The following is a 13,134-nucleotide window of genomic DNA, read 5'->3' on the forward strand; positions in this document are numbered from 1 at the left end:
GACAACTTCACCGCCCCGTTCTTCGGTGACGGCAACGTGCTGTCCAACAACTACGTCAACAAGAAGATCACCGGCGAGCTGATCCCGCGCACCGCGGCCGAGGACGGCCGCGCCGCGACCAGCGGCGACTTCGAGGAACTGCAGGACATCGTCGCCGACGACGTCCCGATCATCCCGCTGTGGCAGGGCAAGCAGTACGTGGTGTCCAAGGACAACATCAACGGCCTGGAGTGGACCCTCGACCCGTCCACCATCTTCCGCTTCTGGGAGATCCAGAAGGGCGTCTCGACCTCCTAGCCGCCGCCTGGTCCGGGCCGCCCGGCCCGGACCACGACGCGACGAACGCCCCGGGGACGCTACTGCGCCCCGGGGCGCACCAGTCCGCTCTCGTACGCGTACACCGCCGCCTGCACCCGGTCGCGCAGCGCCAGCTTCGTCAGCACATGCCCCACGTGGGTCTTCACCGTCGTCTCGCTCACGAACAGCTCCGCGGCGATCTCCGCGTTCGACAGGCCGCGCGCCACCAGCTTCAGCACCTCGACCTCCCGCTCGGTGAGGGTGTGCAGCGCCTGCGGCACCGGCTCCTCACCCGACGGCAGCCGCCCCGCGTACTTGTCCAGCAGACGCCGCGTGATGCTCGGCGCGAGCATCGCCTCACCCGCCGCGACCACCCGGATCGCCTGCACCAGCTCGTGCGCCGGAGCGTCCTTCAGCAGGAAGCCGCTCGCCCCCGCACGCAGCGCCTCCACCACGTACTCGTCCAGATCGAACGTGGTCAGCACCAGTACCTTCGCCGGACCGTCCCGGCCCGGCCCGGTGATCTGCCGGGTCGCCTCCACCCCGTCCATCCGCGGCATGCGGATGTCCATCAGCACCACATCGGGCTGCAGCACCCGCACCTGCTCCAGGGCCTGCTGGCCGTCCCCCGCCTCGCCGACCACCGCCAGGTCGCCCTCGGCCTCCAGGATCATCCGGAAGCCCGTACGCAGCAGCGGCTGGTCGTCCACCAACAGGACGCGAATAGCCACAAGATCTCCTTCGCCCTCAGGACTCCCCATTCTTCCCCACCACGGGCAGCGGATACGGTGGGGGAGTCCCCCCGAAAGAGGGGCACACCGCCCGGTGGTCGCACCAGTCGCACAACCGGCTCGGCCGCGGCCGCCAGTCACCCGACTCCGTGGCCCGCGTGATCGCCTCCCACAGGGCCTCCAGCTTCCGGCCCACCGCCCGCAGCTCACCCTCCGACGGGTCGTACGTCAGCACCTCGCCGCTGCCCAGGTAGACCAACTGCAGCCGGCGCGGCACCACGCCCCGCAGCCGCCACAGCACCAACGCGTAGAACTTCATCTGGAACAGCGCCTCGTCCGCGTACTCGGGGCGCGGCGCCCGGCCGGTCTTGTAGTCCACCACCCGCAGGTCGCCCGAGGCCGCCGCGACGTCCAGACGGTCCACGTAACCGCGCAGCGTCAGCCCCGACTCCAGCTCCGTCTCCACGTACAGCTCGCGCTCGGCCGGCTCCAGCCGCGTCGGGTCCTCCAGCGAGAACCACCGCTCGACCAGCCGCGCCGCCTCCTCCAGCCACTCCGCCAGCCCCTGCCCGTGCGCCGCGGCGAACAGCTCCGACAGCTCCGGACGCTCCTCCAGCAACCGCTGCCACTGCCCCGGCACCATCGCCCGGGCCCGGTCCGCCGTCCGCTCCGCCGCCGGCACGTCGAAGAGGCGCTCCAGCACCGCGTGCACCACCGTGCCCCGCGTCGCGGCCTGGCTCGGCTTCTCCGGCAGCTTGTCGATCACCCGCAGCCGGTACAGCAGCGGACACCGCATGAAGTCGGCGGCGCGCGACGGCGACAGGGAGGACGGCGGCCTGGGAGGAACGGCTTCGGTGCTGGTGCCCATGGCAGGACCCTACGGGGTGGCGCCGACAGCCGGTGTCGGGTCCCCGCAACCGGGCAATACCATCGACGTCGGAGCGTCAGCGACACGAGGGGAACCAGTGAGCGAGAGCCAGCAGCCGCCGCCGGGCGGCGAGAGGACTCCCGGACCCGACGACGGGCCCGCCAAACGTCCCCCGGGACCCGGCGGCGGCATCCTCATGGGCCGCTTCTTCGGCGTGCCCGTCTACGTCGCCCCCAGCTGGTTCCTCGTCGCGGCCCTCATCACCTGGGTGTTCGGCGGACAGCTCGACCGCGTCCTGCCCGAGCTCGGCGGCGCCCGCTACCTCGTCTCGCTCTTCTTCGCGGTCGCCTTCTACGCCTCCGTGCTCGTCCACGAACTCGCCCACACCATCGCCGCCCTCCGCTTCGACCTGCCCGTGCGCCGCATCCAGCTGCAGTTCTTCGGCGGCGTCTCCGAGATCGAGAAGGAGTCCGAGACCCCCGGGCGCGAATTCGTCCTCGCCTTCGTCGGCCCGCTGCTCTCCCTCGTCCTCGCCGGGGTCTTCTACCTCGGCATGTACGGCGTCGACCCCGACACCGTCCCCGGCGTACTCCTCGCCGGACTCATGATCAGCAACCTGCTCGTGGCCGTCTTCAACCTGCTGCCCGGCCTGCCCCTCGACGGCGGCCGCATGCTCCGCGCCGTCATCTGGAAGATCAGCGGCAAGGCCATGACCGGCACCGTCGCCGCCGCCTGGACCGGCCGCGCCCTGGCCATCGCGGTCCTCGTCGGCCTGCCCCTGCTCTCGTACGCCGGCGGCATGAGCGACGGCGGGGACGGCGCCACCGGCTTCGACTCCCTCACCGACGCCCTGCTCGCGGCCATCCTCGCCGCCATCATCTGGACCGGCGCGGGCAACAGCCTGCGCATGGCGCGGCTCCGCGAGCACCTGCCCGAACTCCAGGCCCGCTCGCTCACCCGGCGCGCCCTGCCGGTCTCCTCCGACACCCCGCTGTCCGAGGCCCTGCGCCGGGCCAACGAGGCCGGCGCCCGCGCCCTCGTCGTCGTCGACGGCCAGGGCACCCCCACCGCCGTCGTCCGCGAGGCCGCCATCGTCGGCGTCCCCGAACACCGCCGCCCCTGGGTCGCCGTCTCCGGCCTCGCCCAGGACCTCAAGCCCGGCATGAAGGTTTCCGCGGAACTCGCCGGCGAGGACCTCCTGGACACCCTGCGTGCCACCCCGGCCACGGAGTACCTCGTCATCGAGAACTCCGGCGAGGTCTACGGCGTCCTGTCCACCGCCGACGTCGAAAAAGCCTTCCTCGCCGCCATGGCCAGGCCTTCTTCTTAGGGCTCGTTCGCCTCCGGGGCGCTCAAGACGGTGTCGACAGTCGACCGTGCTCGGTCACTCGTTCCTCGCGACCTCCGCGGTCCCCCGGCTACCGCCGGGAGGTGCCCCCACCCTTTCGACACCGTCCGCGCCCCTTTGGCTCACTCGCCGAGGCAGTCCGTCGACGTGCTGCTCCGGAGCAACCCGCAGGGGCGGCTGCCTCGGCCCATCGCGCCCGGTCGGTGCCCACTCGTGCCCTGGCGAGTGAGCCGAAGGGGCGCGCGCCTGTCGAAAGGGAGAGCGCGCGGAGGCTCCGAGGAACGAGGAGCCGAGCACGGTCGACCGTCGACAGGTGCAGAGGGCGCCCCGGAGGCGAACCGAGCCTCAAAAAGGCGAGCGCCCCGGAGGCGAACGGAGCCCTTAAAAATGAACGGTAGGCTTGTCCGCATGTCCGAACCGACCGGTGCCGCCCGCCGTCGCGGGCCCTTCAAGGTCGGGGACCAGGTCCAGCTCACCGATCCCAAGGGACGCCACTACACGTTCACGCTCGAGGCCGGGAAGAACTTCCACACCCACAAGGGTTCCTTCCCCCACGACGAGCTGATCGGTGCCCCCGAGGGCAGTGTGGTCCGAACCACGGGAAACGTCGCCTACCTCGCGCTGCGCCCCCTGCTCCCCGACTACGTCCTGTCCATGCCCCGCGGCGCCGCCGTGGTCTACCCCAAGGACGCGGGGCAGATCCTGTCGATGGCCGACATCTTCCCCGGCGCACGCGTCGTGGAGGCAGGCGTCGGCTCCGGCTCGCTCAGCATGTTCCTGCTGCGCGCCGTCGGCGACCAGGGGATGCTGCACTCCTACGAGCGCCGCGCCGACTTCGCCGAGATCGCCACCCAGAACGTCGAACGCTACTTCGGCGGCCCGCACCCCGCGTGGCAGCTCACCGTCGGCGACCTCCAGGACAACCTCAGCGACGCCGACGTCGACCGGGTCATCCTCGACATGCTCGCCCCCTGGGAGTGCCTGGAGGCCGTCTCCAAGGCGCTGGTCCCCGGCGGCATCCTCTGCGCGTACGTGGCCACCACCACCCAGCTCGCCCGCACCGTCGAGGCGATCCGCGAGCACGGCACGTTCAACGAGCCGTCCGCCTGGGAGACCATGGTCCGCACCTGGCACATCGAGGGCCTGGCCGTGCGCCCCGACCACCGCATGATCGGGCACACCGGCTTCCTGCTCACCGCCCGCCGTCTCGCCGACGGCGTCGAGCCCCCCATGCGGCGCAGGCGCCCCGCGCCCGGCGCGTACGGCGAGGACTACACCGGCCCGGGCGGCGGCAAGCCGGCCACCGGCGGAGCGTAACCACCCGACCCCGAAGCGCCGTCGCCGGCAGGACCGGCGGCGGCGCTTCGTCACACCCCCGCGGACATCTCCCGAAACACGGGCCCCGGTCGTACCAACCGACTGTGACCTGTGGCACCATGCTGGCCACCCCGCTCGACCAACTCCACAGGAGACAGGCGCGTGCAGCCATCCGCAGGGCCGGCCCTTCCGCACACCCGAGCCCGTTCGGTGCACTGGATCACGACCGCCGCGGTGATCGCCGCCGTCATAGGCAGCGCCGCGCTCGTGCAGCCCGCCGGCGCCTCCACGGGCAGGCCCGCCGCGGACGCCAGGACCGGCAAGCCCGCGACCGCCGCCGTGACGCCGCCGGACCCCCGTGCCGCGCACTTCCCCCTGGAATGCGCCGGGGCGCCCGTGGACGTCGTGGACCAGGCGTCGGGAGACCTCGACGGGGACGGCCGCCCCGAGACCGTCGCCGTCGTCCGCTGCCACTCCGAGACCGGCACCCCGCCCAGTGGCCTGTACGTGCTGTCGGCGGACCCCGCCGCCGGCGCCGCCCCGCGCATCGTCGAGACCCTCGTCGATCCCAAGGAGCAGCGCAGCTTCAAGGACCTGAAGATCGACGGCCGCACCGTGCGGGCCACCGTGCTCGGCTACTCCACCGACGACGTGCCCCGTTGCTGCCCCGACCAGATGCGCGACTACAGCTGGGAGTGGAGGTCCGGGACCTACTACGAGATCCCCGGACCGCTCGCGAACAGCGTGTGACAGATCACTCCGCGTCGGGTCCGTACAGTTCTACACTGTCCGAAACCCGACGCACATGAATACAGTCGCCAGGGCAGTCCCTGGCCGAATCCACCACATCGGTCAACAACGGCAGGGGAACCGGGACCGTCGCCCCGGGTGCCTGACGGAGTTCGTCGTCGTCGCCCTTGACGTAGGCGAGCCCGTCGATGTCCAGCTCGAAGACCTCGGGCGCGTACTGCACACAGATGCCGTCCCCGGTGCACAGGTCCTGATCGATCCAGACCTCAAGCGCCTCGACGACTTCCTCGCTCACCGCTACCTCGCCTGCCGTTCATCGTTCGGGAAGGGACAGCCCTTGACGGGCGTTGACCGAACCGACGATACAACCGGCCGCTTTCGGATGGTGATGGCTGGGTATCTCCCTGGCGGGAGGACGTGCGCAAGGGTGAAGATCGGACACACCCAGGACGTCTTTGTGATCTAGGGGTTTCAACCCCTACTGGCCCAGGTAGGGTCTGGAAGCGTCCAGCTCCCCTTGGAGGAGGTGAGGACCGTGGCGGCCCACGACGACGACATCAACCGTGGCGGCCGACCCGCTCGTGGATCGGAAGACCCCATGAGCCAGGTCGCCTTTCTTGAGCAGGAGATCGCCGTCCTGCGACGTAAGCTCGCCGACTCTCCGCGGCACACGAGGATTCTCGAGGAGCGGATCGTCGAGCTGCAGACCAACCTGGCAGGCGTGTCCGCTCAGAACGAGCGGCTGGCCAACACCCTCCGAGAGGCCCGCGACCAGATCGTGGCCCTCAAGGAAGAGGTGGACCGGCTCGCACAGCCCCCTGCCGGATTCGGTGTGTTCCTGCAGGCGAACGAGGACGAGACGGCCGACATCTTCACCGGCGGCCGCAAGCTGCGGGTGAACGTCAGCCCGTCCGTCGAACTGGACGGCCTCCGGCGCGGCCAGGAAGTCATGCTCAACGAGGCGCTCAACGTGGTCGAGGCCATGGAGTTCGAGCGCATCGGAGACATCGTCACCCTCAAGGAGATCCTCGAGGACGGCGAGCGGGCCCTGGTCATCGGGCACACGGACGAGGAACGGGTGGTGCGGCTCGCCGAGCCGCTGCTGGACGGCACCCTCCGCGCCGGCGACGCGCTGCTGCTCGAACCGCGCTCCGGGTACGTCTACGAACGGGTCCCCAAGAGCGAGGTCGAAGAGCTCGTCCTCGAAGAGGTCCCCGACATCGACTACCGCCAGATCGGCGGCCTCAGCAACCAGATCGAGCAGATCCGCGACGCCGTCGAACTGCCCTACCTGCACGCCGAGCTGTTCAAGGAGTACGAGCTCCGCCCGCCCAAGGGCGTGCTCCTCTACGGCCCGCCCGGCTGCGGCAAGACGCTCATCGCCAAGGCCGTCGCCAACTCCCTTGCCAAGAAGGTCGCCGAAGTCACCGGGCAGCCCCAGGGCAAGAGCTACTTCCTGAACATCAAGGGCCCCGAGCTGCTCAACAAGTACGTCGGCGAGACCGAGCGGCAGATCCGGCTGGTCTTCCAGCGCGCACGCGAGAAGGCCAGCGAGGGCACCCCCGTCATCGTCTTCTTCGACGAGATGGAATCCCTCTTCCGGACCCGCGGCTCCGGCGTCAGCTCGGACGTGGAGAACACCATCGTCCCCCAGCTGCTCGCCGAGATCGACGGCGTCGAGGGCCTGGAGAACGTCATCGTCATCGGCGCCTCCAACCGCGAGGACATGATCGACCCCGCGATCCTGCGGCCCGGCCGCCTGGACGTGAAGATCAAGATCGAGCGGCCGGACGCCGAGGCGGCCAAGGACATCTTCTCCAAGTACCTGGTGACGACCCTCCCGCTGCACGGCGAGGACCTCTCCGAGCACGGCGGCTCGCCCGGGGCCACCGTCGAGGCCATGATCCAGTCCGTGGTCGAGCGGATGTACTCCGAGTCCGAGGAGAACCGCTTCCTGGAGGTCACCTACGCCAACGGTGACAAGGAAGTCCTCTACTTCAAGGACTTCAACTCCGGCGCCATGATCCAGAACATCGTGGACCGGGCCAAGAAGATGGCGATCAAGGCCTTCCTCGACCACAACCAGCGGGGCCTGCGCGTCTCCCACCTGCTCGCCGCCTGCGTGGACGAGTTCAAGGAGAACGAGGACCTGCCCAACACCACCAACCCGGACGACTGGGCCCGCATCTCCGGAAAGAAGGGCGAGCGGATCGTCTTCATCCGCACCCTCGTCACCGGCAAGCAGGGCGCCGACACCGGTCGCTCCATCGACACCGTCGCCAACACGGGCCAGTACCTGTAACACGCGACCACCCTCCGGCTGCGGGTGCCCACGCAGGGGCACCCGCAGCCGGAGCATTTCACCCCGGCACCACCCAGGAAAGCGCGTAATGATCTCCCCACCACCGCCATCGCGTTCTAGGCTCAGCGGTACCGCACGAGGGCCAATTGCGAAGCGGTACTTGAGCGACCGGCCCAGCACGGGCCGCAGCCGGGCAAGGAGGGCCGCATGACCGTACGGCGAGTAATGGGCATCGAGACGGAGTACGGGATCTCCGTTCCGGGCCACCCGAACGCCAATGCCATGCTCACCTCGTCCCAGGTCGTCAACGCGTACGCGGCGGCGATGCACCGGGCGCGCCGCGCCCGCTGGGACTTCGAGGAGGAGAACCCACTGCGGGACGCCCGCGGCTTCGACCTCGCCCGAGAAGCCGCGGACACCAGCCAGCTCACCGACGAGGACATCGGCCTGGCCAATGTCATCCTCACCAACGGAGCCCGGCTCTACGTCGACCACGCCCACCCCGAGTACAGCGCCCCGGAAGTCACCAACCCCCGCGACGCCGTCCTGTGGGACAAGGCCGGCGAGCGCATCATGGCCGAAGCCGCCGAGCGCGCCGCCCAGCTCCCGGGCGCCCAGCCCATCCACCTGTACAAGAACAACACCGACAACAAGGGCGCGTCCTACGGCACCCACGAGAACTACCTGATGAAGCGGGAGACCCCCTTCTCGGACATCGTGCGCCACCTCACGCCCTTCTTCGTCTGCCGCCAGGTCGTCACCGGAGCCGGCCGCGTCGGAATCGGCCAGGACGGCCACGAACACGGCTTCCAGATCAGCCAGCGCGCCGACTACTTCGAGGTCGAGGTGGGCCTGGAGACCACCCTCAAACGGCCCATCATCAACACCCGCGACGAACCGCACGCCGACGCCGAGAAGTACCGCCGGCTGCACGTGATCATCGGCGACGCGAACCTGTCGGAGATCTCCACCTACCTCAAACTCGGCACCACCGCCCTGGTGCTGTCGATGATCGAGGACGGCTTCATCAACGTCGACCTCGCCGTCGACCAGCCCGTCCGCACCCTCCACCAGGTCAGCCACGACCCCACGCTGCGCCGCCTGATCACCCTGCGCAGCGGCCGGACACTGACCGCCGTCCAGCTCCAGATGGAGTACTGCGAACTCGCCCGCAAGTACGTGGAGGACCGCTTCGGCACCGACGCCGACGACCAGACCAAGGACGTCCTCGGCCGGTGGGAGGACGTGCTCAACCGGCTCGAGGGCGACCCCATGAGCCTCGCCGGCGAACTGGACTGGATCGCCAAGCGCGAGCTCCTCGAGGGCTACCGGCGCCGCGACTCCCTGGGCTGGGACGCCGCGCGGCTCCACCTCGTCGACCTCCAGTACGCCGACGTGCGCCCCGAGAAGGGCCTCTACAACCGTCTGGAGGCCCGCGGCCGCATCCAGCGGCTGGTGACCGAGGACGAGGTCGTCCGGGCCATGAGCAAGCCTCCGGAGGACACCCGCGCCTACTTCCGCGGCCGCTGCCTGGAGCAGTACGCGGACGACGTCGCGGCGGCCTCCTGGGACTCCGTGATCTTCGACCTCCCCGGCCGGGACTCGCTGCAGCGCGTCCCCACCCTGGAACCGTTGCGGGGCACCCGCAACCACGTCAAGGAGCTGCTGGACCGCTGTCGCACCGCGGAGGAGCTGGTGCGGATCCTGTCGGGCGGCTGAGCAGGGCTGAAATCCGTCCGAACCGGGAATCATCGGGGTGGCCCCCGGACGTTGGGCAATACCGGGGGCCGAAGTCAGACCCTCCTTGTAGGGTCTGATCTTGTAGGACATGGACACCGAGCGGGGTGAGGGACACATGGCTACCAAGGACACCGGCGGCGGGCAGCAGAAGGCCACGCGTTCGACCGAGGAGGTCGAGGAGACCGCGCAGGACGCGCAGGCCGCCTCCGACCTCAAGGAGCGGCAGGAGAAGCTGTCGGACGACGTGGACTCCGTGCTGGACGAGATCGATGACGTCCTCGAGGAGAACGCCGAGGATTTCGTGCGATCATTCGTACAAAAGGGCGGACAGTAGAGCAATTCGGGCATTTCTGCCATTCGGGATGAAGAAATGCTCTACGTGTCAGCGCGTGCTGCCGTCTCTCGCATTCGCTGCCAATAGGTCGAGGTCCGATGGCCTCCAGACGAGCTGCCGGGAGTGCTCCGCGGAGTTCTACCGCCGACGTCAGGAGGCCAAGGGCAAGACGGTTCGTGTCAAGGTGCACGTCCCCCAGGGGCACAAGCGCTGCCCTCAGTGCGGTGAGGTCAAGCCGTACGGCGAGTGGGAGCGCAATGCCATGTCATCGGACGGCTTCGCCAGCTACTGCAAGGCGTGCCGCGCCGAACGCAACCGCGCGGCCTACTTCAAACGCAAGTACGGCATCACCACGGTCGAACTGGACGCCATGATTGCCGGGCAGTTCGGTATCTGCTGCATTTGTTTGGACGCCCCGGCCGAACATGTGGATCACGACCACGGGACGGGTAGGGTCCGTGGCGTACTGTGCTTCAGCTGCAACGCCGCGCTGGGGCAGTTCAAGGATCGGCCCGACGTCATACGGCGGGCGGCCGCATACGTGGAAGGAAACGTGTGGAAGCCAACACTCGTAGCACCGGGCGTCTACCAGCTGCCTTCCTGACGCCTGGCTCGTCCTCGTTCGTGGACTTCCTGGGGGCGCACGCGCCGGCGATGCTCCCGGGCAACCGCACCCTGCCCGCCGTGAAGGGGGCCGTGGAGCTCCCGCACGGCACGACGATCGTGGCGGCGGCCTTCCCCGGCGGCGTGGTGCTCGCCGGTGACCGGCGGGCCACGATGGGCAACGTCATCGCCCAGCGGGACATCGAGAAGGTGTTCCCGGCCGACGAGTACTCGGCGGTCGGCATCGCGGGCACGGCGGGCCTGGCGGTGGAGATGGTCAAGCTGTTCCAGCTGGAGCTGGAGCACTACGAGAAGATCGAGGGCGCCACGCTCTCCCTGGAAGGCAAGGCGAACCGCCTGTCGACCATGATCCGGGGGAACCTGGGGATGGCGCTGCAGGGGCTGGCGGTGGTGCCGCTGTTCGCCGGCTACGACACGGACCGGGAGAAGGGGCGGATCTTCTCGTACGACGTGACGGGCGGGCGTTCGGAGGAGCACGGTTTCGCGGCGACGGGTTCGGGTTCGGTGTTCGCGCGGGGCTCGATGAAGAAGCTGTACAAGCCGGATCTCACGGAGTCGCAGACGGTGACGCTGGTGATCCAGGCGCTGTACGACGCGGCGGACGACGATTCGGCGACCGGTGGCCCGGATCTGGGGCGGCGGATCTTCCCGATCGTCACGGTCATCACCGACGAGGGCTTCCGCAAGCTGACCGAGGCCGAGACGTCGGAGATCGTCCGGGCCGTCCACGAGCGGCGGCTGGAGCTGCCGGACGGCCCGCGGGCCGGGCTGCTCTGACCTGGTCGTCCGAGATGCACTCGCTACTGACAGAAAGGGACGGATAGCCGGTGTCGACGCCGTTCTATGTCTCACCCCAGCAGGCCATGGCCGACCGTGCCGAGTTCGCCCGCAAGGGCATCGCGCGCGGGCGCAGCGTCGTCGTGCTGCAGTACACCGACGGCATCGTCTTCATCGCCGAGAACCCGTCCCGTGCCCTGCACAAGGTCAGTGAGATCTACGACCGGATCGCCTTCGCGGCGGTGGGGAAGTACAACGAGTTCGAGAACCTGCGGATCGGTGGTGTGCGCTACGCCGACCTGCGGGGTTACACCTACGACCGGGACGACGTGACCGCGCGCGGCCTGGCGAACGTGTACGCGCAGACGCTGGGCACGATCTTCTCGAGCGTGGGGGAGAAGCCCTACGAGGTGGAGCTGATCGTCGCGGAGGTGGGCGCGGACCCCTCCGAGGACCAGATCTACCGGTTGCCGCACGACGGTTCGATCGTCGACGAGCACGGTGCGGTGGCGGTCGGTGGCAACTCGGACCAGATCGGCAGTTACCTGGACCAGCGGCACCGTGACGGCATGACGCTTGCGGAGGCGCTGAAGCTGGCGGTGGAGTCGCTGAGCCGGGACAACAACGGCAGTGACCGGCAGCTCACGGCGGAGCAGCTGGAGGTCGCGGTGCTGGACCGTACGCGGCCGCAGCAGCGCAAGTTCAAGCGGATCCTGGGCCGGCAGTTGTCGCGGTTGCTGGAGGGGGAGGGGGCGGCGCCGTCGGTGGAGAAGGCGGAGAAGTCGGAGAAGCCCGCTCCGCCTGCGGCTCCGGTGGAGGGGGACGACGACCTTCCGGAGTTGGACGAGGACGTGTGACGGGTTCCGGCCCGTTGCCGACGCCCCGGCCCGCCTGTGCGGTGGCCGGGGCGTCGGTCGTTTCAGGGGTTGCGTGGTGGGGCGGTGGAGCCGCGGACGACGAGCCGGACGGGGAGTTCGGTGCCGGTGGCGGGGCGGTCGGCGAGGGTGTCGAGGAGTGCGGTCATGCCTCCGGCGCCGACGGCGTCGGCGGGGAGGGTGACGGTGGTGAGTTCGGGTTCGACGGCGGTGGCGAGGGCGGAGTCGTCGTAGCCGGTGACGGAGACGTCGTGGGGGACACGTAGTCCGTGGCGGCGCAGGGCCTTGCAGGCGCCGACGGCGAGGACGTCGTCGTCGCAGATGAGGGCGGTGGGGGGTGGGCCGGGCCGGGTGAGGAGGCGTTCGGTGGCCTGGCGGGCGTCCTCGTAGGTGAGCGGGGAGCGTTCGGTGGGTGGGGTGGTGCCGAGGGTGTCGGCGAGGGCCTGGGCGCGTTCGTGGAAGGTCCAGGTGTCGATGTCGGCGGCGAGGTGGGCGACGTCCCGGGGGTGGTGGCCGAGGCCGAGGACGTGCCGGGTGATCTGGCGCATGCCGTCGGCGATGGCGAGGTTGACGGTGGCGGCGGGGCCGGGTGCGGCGGGGTCGGCGTCGAGCATGACGAGGGGGAGGCCGCCGTCGCCGATGGCGGCGAGGGCGTCGGCGGCCATGGAGGAGGCGATGATGCCGTCGAGGGCGGCGCGGGCGGAGCCGAAGGGGTCGCGGGCGGGGCCGACGCCTTCGGGGGAGGGGTAGAGGACGACGCCGAAGCCGTGGTCGTCGGCGACGCGGGCGGCGCCGGTGTAGACGCGGGCGAAGTACTCGTTGGTGAGGGTGGGCACGACCAGGAGCGCGGTGCGGGTGCGGCCGAGGCGGAGGTTGCGGGCGGCGAGGTTGGGCCGGTAGCCGAGGTCGCGGGCGGCGGTGCGGACGGTGTCGGCGGTGCGTTCGGAGACCCGGCCGCGCCATTTGTCGCCGAGGACGAGGGAGACGGTGGCCTGGGAGACGCCGGCGGCGCGTGCGACGTCGCGTGAGGTCGGGCGCGCTGTGTCGGTCACCGTGGGGGCCTCTTTCGGCTGGGTGGGCGGGTGGCGGCGGGGTGTGCGGCTGGACCGGTGGACTGGGCTCATGGTACGTATGACCCACGACGTTATACGTACAACTAGCGAAGGGGCGG

At 69.8% G+C, this 13,134-nt stretch carries 13 protein-coding genes and 1 pseudogene; 10 read left to right on the forward strand and 4 right to left on the reverse strand.

Features of this window, described 5'->3' with window-relative positions:
• Positions 1-297, forward strand: a pseudogene (locus tag ACFYYN_RS16700) (ABC transporter substrate-binding protein); the annotation flags it as partial.
• A gap of 59 nt (positions 298-356) precedes the next feature.
• Here the strand turns inward: ACFYYN_RS16700 and ACFYYN_RS16705 are convergent.
• Together ACFYYN_RS16705 and ACFYYN_RS16710 are read right to left on the reverse strand one after the other, a co-directional pair.
• The gene (locus ACFYYN_RS16705) at positions 357-1,028 is read right to left on the reverse strand and encodes a response regulator (RefSeq protein WP_499510942.1); all 672 of its coding nucleotides are present in this window, start codon (positions 1,026-1,028) and stop codon (positions 357-359) included.
• 16 nt (positions 1,029-1,044) lie between these two features.
• Complete coding sequence (locus ACFYYN_RS16710; RefSeq protein WP_500546403.1) at positions 1,045-1,896, reverse strand: RecB family exonuclease; 852 nt, start codon at positions 1,894-1,896, stop codon at positions 1,045-1,047.
• A 97-nt stretch (positions 1,897-1,993) separates the two neighbouring features.
• Here ACFYYN_RS16710 and ACFYYN_RS16715 point away from each other — a divergent pair, with 97 nt between their 5' ends.
• From ACFYYN_RS16715 to ACFYYN_RS16725, 3 genes are all read left to right on the forward strand, one after another.
• Complete coding sequence (locus ACFYYN_RS16715) at positions 1,994-3,226, forward strand: site-2 protease family protein (RefSeq protein WP_500546405.1); 1,233 nt, start codon at positions 1,994-1,996, stop codon at positions 3,224-3,226.
• A 426-nt stretch (positions 3,227-3,652) separates the two neighbouring features.
• Positions 3,653-4,561 carry a tRNA (adenine-N1)-methyltransferase gene (locus tag ACFYYN_RS16720; protein ID WP_499510939.1) on the forward strand — a complete coding sequence of 303 codons (909 nt, stop codon included), beginning with the start codon at positions 3,653-3,655 and terminating at the stop codon, positions 4,559-4,561.
• 162 nt (positions 4,562-4,723) lie between these two features.
• Positions 4,724-5,311 (forward strand): hypothetical protein, encoded by a 588-nt coding sequence (locus ACFYYN_RS16725; protein ID WP_500546406.1) that lies wholly within the window; start codon positions 4,724-4,726, stop codon positions 5,309-5,311.
• A gap of 4 nt (positions 5,312-5,315) precedes the next feature.
• On the opposite strand, the gene ACFYYN_RS16730 is transcribed toward ACFYYN_RS16725, so the two are convergent.
• Positions 5,316-5,606: a ferredoxin gene (locus tag ACFYYN_RS16730; RefSeq protein WP_450386264.1), complete on the reverse strand. Its 291-nt coding sequence runs from the start codon at positions 5,604-5,606 to the stop codon at positions 5,316-5,318.
• A gap of 240 nt (positions 5,607-5,846) precedes the next feature.
• Here ACFYYN_RS16730 and arc point away from each other — a divergent pair, with 240 nt between their 5' ends.
• The 6 genes from arc to prcA all read left to right on the forward strand — a co-directional run bounded on the left by arc (position 5,847) and on the right by prcA (position 11,945).
• Entirely contained in the window at positions 5,847-7,613 is a 1,767-nt protein-coding gene (arc, locus tag ACFYYN_RS16735) for a proteasome ATPase (protein WP_500330674.1), read from the forward strand.
• Between the two features lie 207 nt (positions 7,614-7,820).
• Complete coding sequence (dop, locus tag ACFYYN_RS16740) at positions 7,821-9,332, forward strand: depupylase/deamidase Dop (protein ID WP_499510936.1); 1,512 nt, start codon at positions 7,821-7,823, stop codon at positions 9,330-9,332.
• Positions 9,333-9,468: 136 nt separating this feature from the next.
• Entirely contained in the window at positions 9,469-9,687 is a 219-nt protein-coding gene (locus ACFYYN_RS16745) for a ubiquitin-like protein Pup (protein ID WP_354798988.1), read from the forward strand.
• 262 nt (positions 9,688-9,949) lie between these two features.
• Positions 9,950-10,291, forward strand: a complete 342-nt coding sequence (locus ACFYYN_RS16750; protein WP_500546407.1) for an endonuclease VII domain-containing protein — start codon at positions 9,950-9,952, stop codon at positions 10,289-10,291.
• Complete coding sequence (gene prcB, locus ACFYYN_RS16755) at positions 10,243-11,088, forward strand: proteasome subunit beta (protein ID WP_500546408.1); 846 nt, start codon at positions 10,243-10,245, stop codon at positions 11,086-11,088. The genes ACFYYN_RS16750 and prcB overlap by 49 nt, the downstream gene beginning before the upstream one ends.
• A 50-nt stretch (positions 11,089-11,138) precedes the next feature.
• Entirely contained in the window at positions 11,139-11,945 is an 807-nt protein-coding gene (gene prcA, locus ACFYYN_RS16760) for a proteasome subunit alpha (protein WP_500330669.1), read from the forward strand.
• A gap of 62 nt (positions 11,946-12,007) precedes the next feature.
• On the opposite strand, the gene ACFYYN_RS16765 is transcribed toward prcA, so the two are convergent.
• Entirely contained in the window at positions 12,008-13,087 is a 1,080-nt protein-coding gene (locus ACFYYN_RS16765) for a LacI family DNA-binding transcriptional regulator (RefSeq protein WP_500546409.1), read from the reverse strand.
• Between the last annotated feature and the right edge of the window lie 47 nt (positions 13,088-13,134).

This window comes from Streptomyces sp. NPDC001902, from assembly GCF_042891295.1.
Lineage (GTDB): Bacteria > Actinomycetota > Actinomycetes > Streptomycetales > Streptomycetaceae > Actinacidiphila.